Annotated in this window: 11 protein-coding genes and 3 tRNA genes; 5 read left to right on the plus strand and 9 right to left on the minus strand. The window is 69.8% G+C overall.

From position 1 onward, the window contains the following. Positions 1-74: 74 nt before the first annotated feature. The gene (locus ACFV6H_RS11925; RefSeq protein WP_385540850.1) at positions 75-1,628 is read left to right on the plus strand and encodes a GAF domain-containing protein; all 1,554 of its coding nucleotides are present in this window, start codon (positions 75-77) and stop codon (positions 1,626-1,628) included. Positions 1,629-1,660: 32 nt separating this feature from the next. Here the strand turns inward: ACFV6H_RS11925 and ACFV6H_RS11930 are convergent, their stop codons facing one another. From ACFV6H_RS11930 to ACFV6H_RS11955, 6 genes are all read right to left on the minus strand, one after another. Next, the gene (locus ACFV6H_RS11930) at positions 1,661-2,473 is read right to left on the minus strand and encodes a hypothetical protein (RefSeq protein ID WP_385540852.1); all 813 of its coding nucleotides are present in this window, start codon (positions 2,471-2,473) and stop codon (positions 1,661-1,663) included. Between the two features lie 54 nt (positions 2,474-2,527). Then, the gene (locus ACFV6H_RS11935; RefSeq protein WP_385540854.1) at positions 2,528-3,907 is read right to left on the minus strand and encodes a tannase/feruloyl esterase family alpha/beta hydrolase; all 1,380 of its coding nucleotides are present in this window, start codon (positions 3,905-3,907) and stop codon (positions 2,528-2,530) included. Between the two features lie 181 nt (positions 3,908-4,088). Continuing rightward, on the minus strand, positions 4,089-4,703 hold the full coding sequence (locus ACFV6H_RS11940) for a hypothetical protein (RefSeq protein WP_385540856.1): 615 nt from the start codon (positions 4,701-4,703) through the stop codon (positions 4,089-4,091). Between the two features lie 447 nt (positions 4,704-5,150). Beyond that, a tRNA-Ile gene (locus ACFV6H_RS11945) sits at positions 5,151-5,224 on the minus strand. 180 nt (positions 5,225-5,404) lie between these two features. Then, positions 5,405-5,477: transfer RNA gene (locus tag ACFV6H_RS11950), tRNA-Asn, on the minus strand. Between the two features lie 5 nt (positions 5,478-5,482). Further along, a tRNA-Asn gene (locus ACFV6H_RS11955) sits at positions 5,483-5,555 on the minus strand. Positions 5,556-5,772: 217 nt separating this feature from the next. Between ACFV6H_RS11955 and ACFV6H_RS11960 the strand changes: the two genes are divergently transcribed. The 4 genes from ACFV6H_RS11960 to ACFV6H_RS11975 all read left to right on the plus strand — a co-directional run bounded on the left by ACFV6H_RS11960 (position 5,773) and on the right by ACFV6H_RS11975 (position 11,562). Beyond that, positions 5,773-6,072 carry a YtxH domain-containing protein gene (locus ACFV6H_RS11960; protein WP_384781449.1) on the plus strand — a complete coding sequence of 100 codons (300 nt, stop codon included), beginning with the start codon at positions 5,773-5,775 and terminating at the stop codon, positions 6,070-6,072. Between the two features lie 74 nt (positions 6,073-6,146). Next, complete coding sequence (locus tag ACFV6H_RS11965; protein WP_385540858.1) at positions 6,147-7,592, plus strand: FGGY family carbohydrate kinase; 1,446 nt, start codon at positions 6,147-6,149, stop codon at positions 7,590-7,592. Between the two features lie 308 nt (positions 7,593-7,900). Continuing rightward, the gene (locus ACFV6H_RS11970; protein ID WP_385540860.1) at positions 7,901-9,634 is read left to right on the plus strand and encodes an ABC transporter ATP-binding protein; all 1,734 of its coding nucleotides are present in this window, start codon (positions 7,901-7,903) and stop codon (positions 9,632-9,634) included. Beyond that, positions 9,634-11,562: an ABC transporter ATP-binding protein gene (locus ACFV6H_RS11975; protein ID WP_384980493.1), complete on the plus strand. Its 1,929-nt coding sequence runs from the start codon at positions 9,634-9,636 to the stop codon at positions 11,560-11,562. The genes ACFV6H_RS11970 and ACFV6H_RS11975 overlap by 1 nt, the downstream gene beginning before the upstream one ends. Before the next feature lie 137 nt (positions 11,563-11,699). Here the strand turns inward: ACFV6H_RS11975 and ACFV6H_RS11980 are convergent, their stop codons facing one another. The 3 genes from ACFV6H_RS11980 to ACFV6H_RS11990 all read right to left on the minus strand — a co-directional run bounded on the left by ACFV6H_RS11980 (position 11,700) and on the right by ACFV6H_RS11990 (position 16,581). After that, positions 11,700-12,839 (minus strand): RNA polymerase sigma factor, encoded by a 1,140-nt coding sequence (locus tag ACFV6H_RS11980; protein ID WP_384980491.1) that lies wholly within the window; start codon positions 12,837-12,839, stop codon positions 11,700-11,702. Positions 12,840-13,172: 333 nt separating this feature from the next. Next, positions 13,173-15,131, minus strand: coding sequence for a DNA primase (gene dnaG / locus ACFV6H_RS11985; protein WP_385540863.1), 1,959 nt, complete (start codon positions 15,129-15,131; stop codon positions 13,173-13,175). Between the two features lie 106 nt (positions 15,132-15,237). Then, positions 15,238-16,581, minus strand: a complete 1,344-nt coding sequence (locus tag ACFV6H_RS11990; protein ID WP_385540864.1) for an NAD(P)/FAD-dependent oxidoreductase — start codon at positions 16,579-16,581, stop codon at positions 15,238-15,240. Position 16,582: the final 1 nt, after the last annotated feature.

Here is a 16,582-nt window from a genome sequence, read left to right on the forward strand (position 1 = left end):
CAGGGCAGGAGCCGGAGCCAGGGCAGGAGTCACGGCCTGAGACGGGTCCAGGGCCTGGGCCGGAGGCCGACGGCATGGCGCCCGAGCCTCTGCTGCCCGCGCTGCTGGAGGCCGTGCTCGGCATCAGCACCGAACTCGAACTGCGGCCCGCGCTCCAGCACATCGTCGACACCGCCACCGAACTCATCGGTGCCCGGTACGGCGCCCTCGGAGTGATCGATCCCGAGCGCGGCCGGCTCACCGAGCTCTTCACGGCCGGGATCAGCGACAGCGAGCGGGAGCGCATCGGACGGCTCCCCGACGCGCACGGCGGGCTGCTCGGCGTACTCGTCCGGGACGCGAAGCCACTGCGGCTGGACGATCTGACGGCCCATCCCCGGTTCGCCGGCCTGGCGCCCGGCCATCCGCCGATGCGCTCCTTCCTCGGAGTGCCGGTCCAGGTGGACACCGTGGTCCTGGGCAGTGTCTATCTCACGGAGAAACGCACCGGTCCCTTCACCGAGCAGGACCAGGAGCTGCTGGGCGTGCTGGCCTCACAGGCGGGCATCGCGATCGGCAACGCCCGGCTGTACGGAGCGGCCCGGCGGCGCGAGCGCTGGATCAAGGGAGCCGCGGCGGTCACCACGGCGCTGCTGCGCGGCGAGAACGCGGCGGACTCGCTGCTGACCGTCGCCGAGTCGGCCAGACTGCTCGCCGACGCCTACGCGGGTGTGGTGCTCCAGCCCACCGAGGAGGGCGGGATGGAGATCGTCGCCGCGTCCACGATCGGCGATCCGGACGGCATCGTCGGCACGGTCATCGAGCCCGGCTCGCCCGTACTGGTCCAACTGCTCGGCGGAGAGCCGGTGTTCATCGAGGACTCGTCCACCGATCCCAGGATGACCACCCATGTACGGTCCCGCTTCGGGCCGAGCATGATGCTGCCGCTCCAGAGCGGCGGCAAGCTGATCGGCACGCTCGCCCTGCCGCGCCGGCGCGGCGGCCGTCCGTACAGCGCGGTGGACCGGCTGCTGGCCACCCAGTTCGCCTCCCAGGCCGCGGTCGCGCTCGTACTGGCGGACTCCCGGCACAACCGGGAGCAGCTCGCGGTGTACGAGGACCGTGACCGGATCGCCCGCGATCTGCACGATCTTGTTGTCCAGCGCCTCTTCGCGACCGAGATGATGCTGGAGTCGACCAGACGGCGTGCGGGCACTCCGGAGCTGGACGAGCTGCTGGGCCGGGCCGTGGACGAGCTGGACTCCACCATCCAGGAGGTGCGGACCACGATCTTCGCGCTCCAGCAGCCGCCCGCCGACGCTCCGACGAGCGTGCGCGGGAAGGTGTTGCGCGAGGCGGACGGCGCGGCGGTGCTGCTGGGCTTCCGGCCGTCGGTGCACTTCAACGGACCGGTGGACACGCTGGTCGGCGAACCGGTGGGCCGGCGGCTGCTGGCCCAGGTGCGCGGCGCCCTCGCCGCGGCGCACCGGCGGGAGGGCGTGACGGCGATCGAGGTGGAGATCGACGCGAACGCGGCGCTGCCGGACGGGGCGGAGGGCGTACGGCTGGTCGTCACGGACAACGGCGTGGGCGAGGACGGTGAGCAGGGTACGACGATGACCTGGGAGGAACCGCGTCCGGGGCCGTAGGCCGCTTGGTGAGCGCGCGCAAGAGCCGCCCGTCAGCGCAGCAGATCGTGGAGCGAGGCCGTCAGCCGCGTGGCGAACGCCTCCCGGGTGCCGGAGTCCACCAGCTCCAGGGACAGATACGGATTGAGGTCCTCCAGCTCGACCAGCAGCAGTTCTCCGTCCGGCGCCCGGCAGGCGTCCACGCGCTGTATCCCGTGCTCAAGACCGTTCCAGTCGATGAACCGGCGCGCGAACTCCAGATCCGCCGCGCCGGCCTCGTACGGCTCCAGCTCCCAGCGCCGCCCGGGATCGGGCGCGTACAGGGCGTACTGAAAGTCCCGGTCGATGAAGTAGAACGAGACCTCGTAGCGGAACGGGATCCGCGGCTGCACCAGAACGTCACCGAAGACGAGGTCCGCCAGCCGCTCCGCCGGGACGAACTCCATCCCTATCGAGTCCGCGCCCAGCCGTGGCTTCACCACATAGGTGCCGGCCGCCGGCAGCCGGCCGAGGTCCTCGGCGCGGTCGACGGTCGGTATGACCGGATATCCGGCGGCGCTCAGCTCCGCCAGATATCCCTTGCCGGTCATGTCCGCCCGGCCGGTCAGCGGGTTGTAGACCCGGATCCCGGCCGCGCGGGCCCGGTCGCGGAAGGCGTCGTACTCCTTCTGGTAATGGAGTACGGGCCCGCTGTTGCGCACCACGACCGCGTCGAAGGACTCCATCAGCCGTGCGGCGTCGAGAGGGTGGCACAGCGCCACGGCGAAGTCCCGCCGCAGCCGCGAGGAGAGCCGGATGTCCTCGTCGCAGTATCTGCGTCCCTGGGCCTCGTAGCCGAGATCGGTGACATAGAGAAGGGCGGACACGGTGCTCCTGGTATGGCTCGGAGGGAAACCGGGCCTACGAGGACCCAGGCTGGCTCACAGTACGCAGGAGTTCACCACATCGCCGGAGGCGGGCTTGGGTACGGTACGGCTCGACGGCGGCAGCGCGCCACGCTCGACCCATCGGGTCAGCGCCTCGAACGCGCTCCGGTAGCAGGGCAGGATCGGACGCAGCCGGTCCGGATAGCTGTCGTAGAGGCCGTCGACATGCGTACCGCCCTCGATCGTGTAGTAGCGGTGCAGCTTGGCCCGGTGCTGGTCCTTGATCATGCGCGTGTACACGTCCGAGTCGGCGGCGATCGGCAGCAGCGTGTCCAGCGAGCCCTGGAGCGTGATCATGGGCTTGCCGATCCGGCCGGTCAGCGAGACGCGCTCGACGGCCCGGTGGACGGAGCGCGGCCGTTCCGCGTAGTCGTACGCGGCGTCCGAGGCGCAGGGCGCGAGAATCTCCGCCGTCGTGGAACCGGCCGAGGCGCCCGGGCAGTTGGTGTCGTACGTCGGATCGAACTCGGCCCGGTACACCTTCTGTGTCAGTCCCCAGTAGGCGGTCTGGTGGTAAGGCCAGAGGAACTCACTGCCCGGCGCGAACCCGGCCGCGTACATGTCGTCCGCTCCCGCGCCGCCCGCCGCGTATGCCACCGTCGTGGGCAGATAGGTGAGCAGATTGGGTCCGCGCTCCGTCCAGAGCACGCCTTCCCAGTCCACTCCGCCGTCGTACAGCTCGGGATGGTTCTCCAACTGCCAGCGGGTCAGATAGCCGCCGTTGGAGGTGCCGGTCATATACGTACGGCGCGGGGCGTGTCCGTACGCGCGCTGGACCGCCTTCTTGGCAGCCCTGGTCAGTTCGGTGGTGCGCCGGTTCCATTCGACGACCGCGTCACCGGGCCTGGTGCCGTCGGTGTAGAAGTCGGGCCCGCTGTTGCCCTTGTCGGTGGAGGCGAAGGCATAGCCCTGCGCCAGCACCCAGTCGGAGATCAGCGGATCCAGCGAGTACTGCTTGCGCGTGCCGGGCGCGCCGGTCACCACGAGCCCGCCGTTCCAGCGGTCGGGCAGCCGGATCACGAACTGGGCGTCGTGCTTCCAGCCGTGAGTGGCGTTCAGCCGCGAGGAGTCGGGGAAGTAGCCGTCGATCTGGACACCGGGCACGCCCGAGGGATTCTCGGTGCCCTTCGCGAAGAGCGGCGACCAGTCCGTGGAGTCGGTGTACTGCGTGCCCGCGAGCGCCGTGGAGGTCAGATCCGGCAGACAGGCCGCGGTCTGGAACTCCGCGCCCGGTACGGAGACCCGGTCACGTACGGCACAGTGCGACGGCGCCGCACCGGCCTCCGAGTCCGGTACGGGGGCCGCCGCGGCGCCGGTCGCCGTGACCGCCAGCAGCATGGCCGCCAGCGCGGTGACACCTGTTCTCACACGCATGGAACTCCTCCGATTGGCTCGACCTGATCGGTCCATCAATGCCATGGCGCACATCGTCAGCGCCTCATGAAGGTCGGGCCATGTGGACGGCCCATAGTTCCAAGCATCAAAAGGTAGAGCCCCAACCCACCCCGGCCGGGCCACCGCACATCCCGGCCGGGGCCAGTAGGGCCGGGCCGGATCAGAGACGGGCGGCCACCGTGCGGGCCAGGTCTTCGAGCGGCTTACGGGTCTCGGTCGGCGGGACCGAGCGTACGAGGCGTATGGAGATCCACTGTTCGGAGGTGCGGAAGAAGACGGATCCGTCCTCCAGATACGCCTCCTCGCCGATTCCGGAGAGCGGGCTCAGCTCATGCCCGATGCCGCGTTCGGCGTCGAGATAGCTCCGCGCGGAGTCGCCGACATAGACCTCCACCTGTGCCGAAGGACCGGACGCGAGCCCGGTGTAGGTGCAGGTCTCGTCAAGGGGCGCGGCGGGATTGAGCTTCGAGTCGGCCAGCGTCTCGGCCTCCTCCTGCGAGACGATCCCGCAGGGATCGCCGGCCGCCACCGGACTCGCCGACGGCTCCGACGGGCTCTCCGCGGGCTCCTGCGGAGGCTCCTCCACCGGCACGGTCGGGCTCGGCAGATCACTGGCGGTCGGAGTCGGGTCCGGATCCTGGTTCTGGATCGCGTCGCATCCCTGGAGCGCGAGGACCGCGACCAGGGCCAGTGGCGCCATCGCCACCGCCGACAGCGGGCGGGCGCGTCTGTCGGTGCGTCTACCGGAGCGGGTACGAGTACGAGTGCGCGTCATCGGATCAGTCCCCTTGGGCAGCGTGGTGGAGGGCTCTGACAGCCTCTCCGAAGCAGGCGAAATCTGGGACGCGCCGAACCCACCGATCGGTTTCCGCCAAACGCAGCCCCGGTGCGCCGGACGCTTCCCCGAGGTCTGCGCCAGGTGGCGGCCAAGTTGATCCATGCGGGTGGAGGTGGCATCCATACGATCAAGGAAACGCCGCCGCAAGGAACGATTCAGCTATCGTCCGACACGTACATCGGTCCGCTCTCCCACGTCGACAAGGAGGTCGCGAGGAATGCCCGAGCTCCCGTTCCCCGCGCCCGCTGTGAGCGTCTGTCAGTCCCCGTCGCTCACGCACCGCTCACGCAGGACCCGGCAGACGACGGAGCGCCCCATCCTGGTCTGATACCAGCTGGGGCGCTCGGATACTGGTCGGATCGTTTCCTCGAACGTCCGTCCGCGTGGGGCGGGTGGGACTCGAACCCACGGCCGACGGATTATGAGTCCGCTGCTCTAACCGGCTGAGCTACCGCCCCTAACGGCGCGTCGCGCACATTTGTGCGCGCCGTCTGCCGCAGCATAGCCGCTCATACGATCTCCTGCCTCGGATGGTCGGCATCGCCCTGACCTTGAGGACTTCGCCGTACACCGCCCGGTTGCGGGATTGGCGCAGAACAGACGAAAAAGGACCCCGAGGGGCCCTTCTCGCTCTCCTGCTCCCCCGGCTGGACTCGAACCAGCAACCCTCCGGTTAACAGCCGAATGCTCTGCCAATTGAGCTACAGGGGACCGCGCTCCCCCGACTGGACTCGAACCAGTAACCTGCCGGTTAACAGCCGGCTGCTCTGCCAATTGAGCTACAGGGGATTGCTGCATGTGCACCGAACGTACCTGCCCGGGTCCTCCCGGGCGGCGCGCGCTCGCCGCGACACATACATTAGCGCAAGCAGGGGGGTGTTCCGCCAATCGCTATCGACCCGGCTCACGCCGGGTGATCCCGGGCCCCCACGGGGTAGGCGGAGGGCAGAGACCGACGGTCCGCCGCCGACACCGGGGACCGGGACATCAGGGAAGGGTGGCAGCCATGCGGTACCGCCTCGCATTCATCGCGGGACTGGCTTGCGGATATGTGCTCGGCACACGTGCCGGACGCGAGCGTTACGAGCAGCTCAAGAAGTCGGTGCGCGAGGTGTCCCAGAACCCGGCCGTGCGCAACGCCGCAGAGTCGGCCGCGCAGACCGGCCGCGAGGTCGCGGAGAAGGCGTATCAGTCGGTGAGCGCCGTGGTGGGCGACCGGGTGCCGGACTCCGTGGCCCACCGGGTGCGCTCGCTGCGGGAGCGCAGTCAGAACGGCCAGGATGACTGGGGTACCAGCAATACCTGACCGGTCCGCCCCATACACCCGCGTGCCGTCCCGGACGCGTCCGCCGCGCCGCGCGTGCGGCAGAATCAGGTGTCATGGGAATAGTCGCCGGGTTGGACAGTTCGTCCGGATTCACACGTGTCCTCGTCTGCGACGCGGACACGGGCGCCGTGCTGCGGCAGGGCTACGCACCGCATCCGGTCGATCCGAAGGCCACCGAGATCGATCCTCAGGCCTGGCTGCTCTCCCTCGGCGAGGCCGCGTCCGGCGGTCTGCTGGAGGGCGTCCAGGCCATCGGTGTCTCGGCCCAGCAGGACGGCATGGTGGCCCTGGACCAGCAGGGCAATCTCGTACGGCCCGCGCTGCTCGGCAACGACAAGCGGGCGCAGGTCGCCGCCGCGGATCTGGTCGACGCGCTGGGCGGGCGGCAGGCCTGGGCCGAGGCGGTCGGATCCGTACCGCAGTCGAGCCGGCTCGTGGCCAAGCTGCGCTGGATGGCGCGGACCGAGCCGGAGGCGGCGCAGCGCACCGCGCTGGTGCTCCAGCCGCACGACTGGCTGGTCTGGCAGCTCCTCGGCCGGCCGGCGCGCAGCACCACCGACCGGGGCGCGGCGTCGGCGACCGGCTACTGGTCGGCGCGTACGGGCTCGTACCGGCCCGATCTCGTGGAGCTGGCGCTCGGGCATCAGGCCTCGCTGCCGGAGGTGCTCGGTCCCGCCGACGCCGCCGGAACCACTCCCGAAGGGCTGCTGATCTCCGCGGGCACCGGCGAGACCATGGCCGCCGCCTTCGGGCTGGGTGTGGCCGTCGGGGACGCCGTGGTGTCGCTGGGAGCCTCGGGCTCGGTGATGGCCGTACACCACGAGGCGCTCGCCGATCCGGCCGGAATGATCACCTCCTTCGCGGACGCGACCGGGATGCATCTGCCGGTGGTCCATACGCTGAACGCCGTCAGGGCCCTGCGCGGTACGGCGGAGCTGCTGGGGAGCGTGGGGCTGGCCGAGCTGTCCGCGCTGGCGCTCAAGTCCACGCCGGGCTCCTCCGGGCTGGTGTTCCTGCCGTATCTGGAGGGCGAGCGGACGCCTCAGCTCCCACACACGGCGGGCACACTGACCGGGCTGCGCCGCGAGTCGATGAAGCCGGAGCATCTCGCGCGGGCCGCGTTCGAGGGAATGCTCTGCTCGCTCGCCGACGCGATGGACGTGCTGCGCGGGCGCGGCGTGGAGGTGCGCCGGGTGTTCCTGCTGGGCGCCACCGCCGCGCTGCCCGCCATCCAGGCCCTCGCTCCGGCGGTCTTCGGCGCGCAGGTCGTCGTACCGCAGCCCGCGGACTACGCGGCGCGCGGCGCGGCGCGGCAGGCGGCCTGGGCGCTCGGCGTCTCGCGCGGATCGCTCGGCCCGCACAATCCGCCGGCCTGGCAGGGCGCGGCGGCGCAGATCTTCGAGCCGGGCGAAGACGCGGCCGTCGGCACGGCGGTACGGCAGCAGTACCGGGCGACGCGCGAGGAGATCCACCCGGGCGCCTTCGGCCAGGGAGCCTGAGGCCCGGGAGTCCGCAGCCCAGGAGTCTGGGGCGCAGGAGTCTGAGGTCCGGGAGTCCGGGAGCCTGCGGTCCGGGAGCCTGGGAGCCCGAGGCACGCGCGTGGCGCCGGCTTCCGGTAACGGTCCTGGTGGGGCCGTGTGCGGGTCGGCGTGCCGGCCTGCGCGTGAGGTCGTTCTTGACTCGTCCTTGGACATAAACCCGTGGGGCTCCGTGGGGGACGTACCGCAAGATGGGGTCTGACCTCCGGCCTGACCCCGATCCCGGTCCTGTCCGGCCCCGCCCCGCCGCCGACTCCGAGAGACCCCGCGTGCTCATTCGACTTCTGCGAGCCCATCTCGCCCCGTACAAGAGACCCATAGCCCTGCTGGTGGCGCTCCAGCTCCTCCAGACGTGCGCCACCCTCTATCTGCCCACCCTCAACGCCGACATCATCGACAACGGTGTGGTGAAGGGAGATTCGGGCTACATCCTGGAGTTCGGCGGCATCATGATCGCCGCCAGTGTGGTCCAGGTCATCTGCAACATCGGCGCCGTCTACTACGGCGCGCGGACCGCCTCGGCCCTCGGCCGGGACGTACGGGCCGCCGTCTTCGGGCGGGTGCAGAGCTTCTCCGCGCGTGAGGTGGGTCACTTCGGTGCGCCTTCGCTGATCACCCGCACCACCAATGACGTCCAGCAGATACAGATGCTGGTCCTGATGTCGTTCACGCTGATGGTGTCCGCGCCCATCATGTGTGTCGGCGGCATCGTCATGGCGCTCGGCCAGGACATCCCGCTCTCCGCGGTGCTGCTCGCCGTCGTACCGCTGCTCGGTATCTCCGTCAGCCTCATCGTCAGGAAGATGCGACCGCTCTTCCGCACGATGCAGACGCGGCTCGACACCGTGAACCGGGTGCTGCGCGAGCAGATCACCGGCAACCGCGTGATCAGGGCCTTCGTAAGGGACGACTACGAGAAGGGCCGTTTCAAGGAGGCCAACACCGAGCTGACCGATGTCGCGCTGTCCACCGGCCGGCTGATGGCGCTGATGTTCCCGACCGTGATGACGGTGGTGAACCTGTCGTCGATCGCCGTCGTCTGGTTCGGCGCGCACCGTATCGACAGCGGCGGGATGGAGATCGGCGCGCTGACCGCGTTCCTCGCGTATCTGATGCAGATCGTGATGGCCGTGATGATGGCCACCTTCATGTTCATGATGGTGCCGCGCGCCGAGGTGTGCGCCGAGCGCATCGAGGAGGTGCTGGACACCAGGTCGAGCGTCGTACCGCCGGAGAGCCCGGTGACGGAGCTGCGCAGGCACGGGCATCTGGAGATCCGGAGCGCGGAGTTCCGCTTTCCCGGCGCCGAGGAGCCCGTACTGCGGGATGTGTCCCTGGTCGCCAGGCCCGGTGAGATGACCGCGGTCATCGGCTCGACGGGCAGCGGCAAGTCGACGCTGCTCGGGCTCGTACCGCGGCTGTTCGACGCGACGGACGGTGAGGTGCTCGTGGACGGCGAGGACGTACGGCGGCTCGAACCGGCGCTGCTGGCGAAGGCGGTGAGCCTCGTACCGCAGAAGCCGTATCTCTTCTCCGGGACGGTTGCGACGAATCTGCGCTACGGCAAGCCCGACGCGACCGACGAGGAGCTGTGGCACGCGCTGGAGGTGGCGCAGGCGCGGGAGTTCGTCGCCGCGCTGGAGGGCGGGCTGAACGCGGCCATCGCGCAGGGCGGTACGAATGTCTCCGGCGGCCAGCGGCAGCGGCTCGCGATCGCGCGCACGCTGGTGCAGCGGCCGGAGATCTATCTCTTCGACGACTCGTTCTCGGCGCTGGACTACGCCACGGACGCGGCGCTGCGCGCGGCGCTGGCGCGGGAGACCGCGGAGGCGACCGTCGTGATCGTCGCCCAGCGGGTCTCCACGATCCGTGACGCCGACCGGATCGTGGTCCTGGACGAGGGCCGGATCGTCGGGGAGGGCCGCCATCACGAGCTGATGGCACAGAACAAGACATACCGGGAGATCGTGCTCTCCCAGCTGACCGAGGCGGAGGCTGCCTGATGAGCGGTCCAGGCGGACGCATGATGATGGCGGCGGGACCGACCCAGCGGTCCACGGACTTCAAGGAGTCGGGCAAGCGGCTGCTGCGGCTGCTCGCCGTGGAGCGGACCACGCTGTGGTGGATGCTCGCGGCCGGAGTGCTGAGCGTGGCACTGTCGGTGATAGGACCGAAGATCCTCGGACGGGCCACGGACCTGATCTTCGCGGGAGTCATCGGCCGGCAGACCAAGGAGGGCGTCTCCAAGGCGCAGACCATCGAGGGACTGCGGGCCAAGGGCGACGACGGGCTCGCCGATCTGCTCTCCGGAGTGGACTTCACGCCGGGCCACGGCATCGACTTCGGCGCGGTGGGCGAGGTGCTGCTGGTGGTGCTGGTGGTCTATGTGGCCGCCGGACTGCTGATGCTGGTCTCCACACGGCTCTCGATCCGGGTCATCAACAACACGGTGTACCGGATGCGCGAGGACGTCCAGGCGAAGCTGTCACGGCTGCCGCTGTCGTACTTCGACAAGCAGCCGCGCGGCGAGGTGCTCAGCCGGGTCACCAACGATGTCGACAACATCTCGCAGACCTTGCAGCAGTCGATGGGACAGCTCATCAACTCACTGCTGACCATCATCGGTGTGCTGGTCATGATGTTCTGGATCTCGCCGCTGCTGGCGCTGGTCGCGCTGGTGACCGTACCGCTGTCGGTGTTCGTCGCGGCGAAGGTCGGCAAGAGGTCGCAGCCGCAGTTCGTCCAGCAGTGGAAGGTCACCGGCACGCTCAACGCGCATATCGAGGAGATGTACACCGGGCACTCGCTGGTGAAGGTCTTCGGGCGGGCGGACGAGTCGGCCGAGCTGTTCCGCGAGCAGAACGACCAGCTCTACGAGGCCGGCTTCAAGGCGCAGTTCAACAGCGGGATCATGCAGCCGCTGATGCTCTTCATCTCCAACATCAACTATGTGCTGATCGCGGTCGTCGGCGGACTGCGGGTGGCCTCGGGCACCTTGTCGATCGGCGATGTGCAGGCGTTCATCCAGTACTCACGGCAGTTCTCGATGCCGCTGACGCAGGTCGCGTCGATGGCCAATCTGCTCCAGTCCGGAGTCGCCTCGGCCGAGCGGATCTTCGAACTGCTGGACGCGGTGGAGCAGGAGCCCGACGCGCCGTCCGTGGAGCGGCTGCGCAAGTCGCGGGGACAGGTGACGATCGAGCATCTCTCGTTCCGCTACGAGCCGGAGAAGCCGCTGATCGAGGATCTGTCGCTCTCGGTGGAGCCGGGACAGACGGTCGCGATCGTCGGTCCCACGGGCGCGGGCAAGACCACGCTGGTGAATCTGCTGATGCGGTTCTACGAGGTGACCGGCGGCCAGATCTCGCTGGACGGCCTGGACATCTCCCGGATGTCCCGTGCGGAGCTGCGCGCCAAAATAGGCATGGTCCTCCAGGACACCTGGCTCTTCGGCGGCACGATCGCCGAGAACATCGCGTACGGCGCGTCGCGCGAGGTCACCCGGGAGGAGATCGAGGAGGCGGCGCGCGCGGCCCACGCCGACCGTTTCGTCCGTACGCTCCCGGACGGTTACGACACGGTGATCGACGACGAGGGCTCCGGAGTCAGCGCCGGTGAGAAGCAGCTGATCACCATCGCGCGGGCGTTCCTCTCGGATCCGGTGATCCTGGTGCTCGACGAGGCGACCAGTTCGGTGGACACCCGTACCGAAGTGCTGATCCAGAAGGCGATGGCGCGGCTGGCACACGGCCGTACCAGCTTTGTGATCGCGCACCGGCTCTCCACGATCCGGGACGCGGATGTGATTCTGGTGATGGAGAGCGGCTCGATCGTCGAACAGGGCACGCACGAGGAGCTGCTGGCGGCGGAGGGCGCGTACGCACGGCTGTACGCGGCGCAGTTCGCGCAGGCGGTGGTGGAGGTCGACTGAGGCGGTGGAGGCTGGCTGAGCGAGCGGGCCTGAGGCCGGCTGGGAACGGCCGGGACGGTTTACGTGTCCGGCGCGGCGCCGCGTCCGTATTGCCTTGGGGTGTACTGCCCTCAGGCTGTACGGGCGCGGCGCCGGTCTCAGTCGAGATAGCCCCGGAGCTGGTCGGCGTAGGCGTGATCGCGGAGTTTGCCGAGTGTCTTGGACTCGATCTGCCGTATGCGCTCGCGCGTCACACCGAAGATCCGGCCGATCTCCTCCAGCGTCCGGGGCCGGCCGTCGGCCAGTCCGTACCGCAGCTGGACCACCTTGCGTTCGCGCTCGCCGAGCGTGGAGAGCACGGCCTCCAGATGCTCGCGCAGCAGCAGGAAGGCCGCGGACTCGACCGGGGACGCGGCGTCGCCGTCCTCTATCAGATCGCCGAGCGCGACATCGTCCTCCTCGCCCACCGGTGCATGCAGGGAGACCGGTTCCTGCGCGAGCCGCAGCACCTCGCTGACGCGCTCGGCGGTGAGATCGAGCTGCTGGGCCACCTCTTCGGGAGTCGGCTCGTAACCGCGCTCCTGGAGCAGCCGGCGCTGGACTCTCACGACACGGTTGATCAGCTCGACCACATGGACCGGGACCCGGATCGTACGGGCCTGGTCGGCCAGCGCCCGGGACATCGCCTGGCGGATCCACCAGGTCGCGTACGTCGAGAACTTGTAGCCGCGGGCGTAGTCGAATTTCTCGACCGCCCTGATCAGGCCCAGGTTTCCTTCCTGGACGAGATCGAGCATGGTCAGTCCGCGGCCGACATAGCGCTTGGCCACGGAGACGACGAGCCGCAGATTCGCCTCGATCAGCCGACGTTTGGCCATCCTGCCGAGCACGACCAGCCGGTCGAGGTCCAGCGCGAGCCGGGAGTCCAGATCGGTGGCACCGCTCAGCTTCTCCTCGGCGAAGAGGCCGGCCTCGACACGGCGGGCGAGATCCACCTCCTCGACGGCGGTGAGCAGCGGGACACGGCCGATCTCCCGCAGATACTGGCGGAAGAGATCGGAGGAGGGCCCGCCCGTGTCGGCACGGCTGCCCCGCCGTGCCGGTGGCTCGGGCACGAAGGGCACCTCCACGGGATCCTCAGTCAAGGGCTCCAGAGCCGGCGCCGAGGGCTCCGTCAGGGCCAAGGGCTCCGGAGCCAGGTCCGGTACGGCCGTCGACACAGCTGCCGGCACCGTCTCCGGGTGGTGGACGGCGCGGCTCTGGGACGGGACCGCCGCCGCGAACTCGCCGGTAGGCACGTTCGGGGGCACGGTCAGGGTCGAAGTCGGGGTCCGGTTCTGCACGGGGGGCGACCTCCAGGGTGATCGCTGCCGGTTCAGGGGCGTACGGCAGCGGGACGGAGGCGGCCGGGCCGTACTCCGTCCCGTACACGATGAGCGGATCCGCGGGGTGTGAGGCGCCCACCGTCGGCAGGCCGGCCGCGCTCCGTAGAACTCAGGCACCGAACCCAGTGTGGGGTACGACACATGACTGTCACGAGGGGCGTGCGGCGACTTTCTGCGTCCCGTACGTAACCGGGCTGTTACCCAGGGAGGCAGGAAGGGCGCGCCGGGTGGGGTTCGACGCGAGGCTCAGAGCGCGTCGGCGCCGCGGTTGCGGAGGGACTGGCCGTACTGCTGGAGCACCCACAGCTCGTTCTGCACAGCGGCGAGATGGTCCGGCGCGGCATGGGTGCCGAGCCTGGTCAGTGTGCCGGTGACCTCGCGGACCCGGCGGTCCACGGCGCGCAGCCGTACCTGGACGAGCTGCTCTCCCGCGTAGGTCTCGTCGATCGTCTTGCCGTGGAACACCTCCACGGCCAGCTCGGTGACCATGGCGCGCACCGCGTCGTTCGGCGCGGCCTCGCGGACCCGGGCCAGATACTCCGGAGCGGAGTGCAGGCCCTGCTCGGCGCCGCCCGCCTCGGCTATGGCACGGCGTACGGCGGCGTACGGCGGCGCGGTGAACTCGTCCTCGCCGTAGGCGTCGAAGGCCGGTGAGACCAGCTCGGGCCGCTGGAGGGCGAGCTTCAGCAGCTCACGCTCGGTGCGATGGGCCGGGCTGCGGAGATTGAGCGCGGGCCCCGAGGAGCCGGGGCCGGCTCCGGACGGGCCGGGGCTGCCCGCGCCCTGCCGGGGCCCGCTCTCGTACGGCTGGTTCTCGTACGGCCGGCCGGCGGCGCGGGAGCCGGGCGGCGCGGCCGGTCCACGGCCGCCGCGGTCGCGCGCCCAGCGCGCCATCTGCCCGACGCGCTTGACGACGAACTGAGTGTCCAGGATGCCCAGGATGCCCGCGAGCTGGACGGCGACCTCGTGCTGCGAGGCACCGTTCTTGATCCGGGCGACGATCGGCGCGGCCTCGTCCAGGGCCGCCGCGCGGCCCGCCGGGGTCTCCAGGTCGTAGCGCGAGACGATCTGGCGGATCGCGAACTCGAAGAGCGGCGTGCGCGGTTCGACCAGGTCCTGTACGGCTTCGTCGCCCTTGGCGAGCCGCAACTCGCACGGGTCCATGTTGTCCGGCGCGATGGCGATATAGGTCTCGGCGGCGAACTTCTGGTCGTCCTCGAAGGCGCGCAGCGCAGCCTTCTGGCCGGCCGCGTCGCCGTCGAAGGTGAAGATCACCCGGGCGCTGCCGTTGTCCATCAGCAGCCGCCGGAGGATCTTGATGTGGTCGCCGCCGAAGGCCGTGCCACAGGTGGCGATGGCGGTGGTGACACCGGCGAGATGACAGGCCATCACATCGGTGTAGCCCTCGACCACCACGGCCCGGCTGGACTTGGCGATCTCCTTCTTGGCCAGGTCCACGCCATACAGCACCTGGGACTTCTTGTAGATCGCGGTCTCGGGCGTGTTCAGATACTTCGGACCGTTGTCGTCCTCGCGCAGCTTGCGCGCACCGAAGCCGACCACCTCGCCCGAGATGTCCCGGATGGGCCACATCAGCCGGCCGCGGAACCGGTCGATCGGGCCGCGGCGGCCGTCCTGGGAGAGTCCGGAGAGCAGCAGCTCCTTGTCGCTGAAGCCCTGGCCGCGCAGAAAACGGGTGAGATGGTCCCAGCCGGCAGGGCTGTAGCCGACGCCGAAATGCTCGGCCGCCGCCTGGTCGAAGCCGCGCTCGGCGAGGAACGTACGGCCGATCTCGGCCTCCGCGCCGCCGAGCTGCTCCGCGTAGAACCGCGCGGCGATCTTGTGCGCCTCGACCAGCCGCGTGCGCTCGCCGCGCTGGCTCGCCGGGTTGTAGCCGCCCTCCTCGTACCGGAGGGTGATGCCCGCCTGGGCGGCGAGCCGCTCGACCGTCTCGGAGAAGGAGAGATGGTCGATCTTCATCACGAAGGCGATGGTGTCCCCGCCCTCCTGGCAGCCGAAGCAGTGGAAGAGACCCTTGCTCGGACTGACCTGGAAGGAGGGGGACTTCTCGTCGTGGAAGGGACACAGGCCCTTGAGATTTCCGCCGCCCGCGCTGCGTAGCTGGAGGTATTCGGACACGACGGCGTCGATCGGGACGGCGTCCCGCACCGCCTTTACGTCGTCATCGTTGATCCTGCCTGCCACGCGTGAATACTACGGGGGCGGGCGGACACCGTTCGTCGGCTGTGGACAGTGGGCTGTGGACAGTGGTGGCCGGCCGGCTGTGGATGGCCGCGGGTGGTCCCGGTTGTCAGCCCTGGTGGGTGCCGAGGGTTCCGAGAGAGCCGAGCGGGACGCCCGGGTCGGCGAGGGCGTCGGGGTCCTGCTGTTCACCGGAGCGGATCAGACGCTGGATGTCCTCGGTGACGTCCCAGACGTTGACGTTCATCCCGGCGAGCACTCTGCGGTCCTTCAGCCAGAAGGCGACGAACTCCCTCTTTCCGGCATCGCCGCGTACCACCACCTGGTCGTACGAGCCGGGCGGCGCCCATCCCGAGTACTCCAGGCCCAGGTCGTACTGGTCGGAGAAGAAGTACGGAACGCGGTCGTAGGTGACGTCCTGACCGAGCATGGCGCGGGCGGCGGCCGGGCCTCCGTTGAGGGCGTTGGCCCAGTGCTCCACCCGCACCCGGAGGGCGGACGGAGCGGCGCCCGGACCGGCGCTGAGACCGGCGCTGAGACCGGCGCCCAGGCCGGTGCGCGGATAGGCGAGCGGGAAGGCGGCCACATCACCGGCCGCGTAGATGTCCGGGTCGGAGGTGCGCAGCGCGGAGTCCACGGCGATACCGCCGCCCTGGGCGCGGTCGCCGAGATCGAGCCCCGCGGCCTCGGCGAGGACCGTACGCGGAGCGGCGCCGATCGCGGCGAGCACATCGTGGGCCGGATGCTCCTCGCCGTCGTCCGTACGGGCCGACAGGACCATGCCGTCCTGGCCGATGATCTCGGTGAGCCGGGCGCCGAAGTGGAACCGTACGCCGTGCTCCTGGTGCAGCTCGGTGAAGAGCTGGCCCAGCTCGGGGCCGATGACATGGTGGAGCGGCGTCGGCGCGGTCTCGACGACGGTGACCTCGGCGCCGTAGCCACGGGCGGCCGAGGCGACCTCCAGACCGATCCAGCCCGCGCCCGCGATCACGAGATGGCCGTTGTCACGGCCGAGGGCGGTCAGCGTCTGGCGCAGCCGGTCCGCGTGGGCGAGCCGGCGCAGATGGTGGACACCGGCCAGGTCCGTACCGGGAATGTCGAGGCGGCGCGGTTCGGCACCGGTGGCCAGCAGCAGCTTGTCGTACCGCACGGAGGTGCCGTCGCCGAGATGCACACACCGCAGCTTCCGGTCGATGGAGGTGACGGTCTGGCCGAGATGCAGTTCGACCTCGGCCCGGGCGTACCAGGCGGGCTCGTGCACGAAGACGCTGTCCCGTTCCTCCTTGCCGGTCAGATAGCCCTTGGAGAGAGGCGGACGTTCATACGGGTGGTCGCGCTCGTCGCCGATGAGGATCACCCGGCCGGTGAAACCCTCCGAACGAAGGGTTTCCGCGGCTTTCGCCCCGGCCAGCCCACCGCCGACGATGACAAAAGTCTGATGTGCGTCGACCACT

Origin of the sequence: Streptomyces sp. NPDC059743 (assembly GCF_042732975.1) — a bacterium.
Taxonomy (GTDB): domain Bacteria; phylum Actinomycetota; class Actinomycetes; order Streptomycetales; family Streptomycetaceae; genus Streptomyces.

Excerpts from the sequence above, each read along its gene's own strand:
- ACFV6H_RS11975 (WP_384980493.1), top strand. The coding sequence starts at position 9,634 with ATGAGCGGTCCAGGCGGACGCATGATGATGGCGGCGGGACCGACCCAG.
- ACFV6H_RS11935 (WP_385540854.1), bottom strand. The coding sequence starts at position 3,907 with ATGCGTGTGAGAACAGGTGTCACCGCGCTGGCGGCCATGCTGCTGGCG.
- ACFV6H_RS11925 (WP_385540850.1), top strand. The coding sequence starts at position 75 with ATGGCGCCCGAGCCTCTGCTGCCCGCGCTGCTGGAGGCCGTGCTCGGC.
- ACFV6H_RS11965 (WP_385540858.1), top strand. The coding sequence starts at position 6,147 with ATGGGAATAGTCGCCGGGTTGGACAGTTCGTCCGGATTCACACGTGTC.
- ACFV6H_RS11940 (WP_385540856.1), bottom strand. The coding sequence starts at position 4,703 with ATGACGCGCACTCGTACTCGTACCCGCTCCGGTAGACGCACCGACAGA.
- ACFV6H_RS11960 (WP_384781449.1), top strand. The coding sequence starts at position 5,773 with ATGCGGTACCGCCTCGCATTCATCGCGGGACTGGCTTGCGGATATGTG.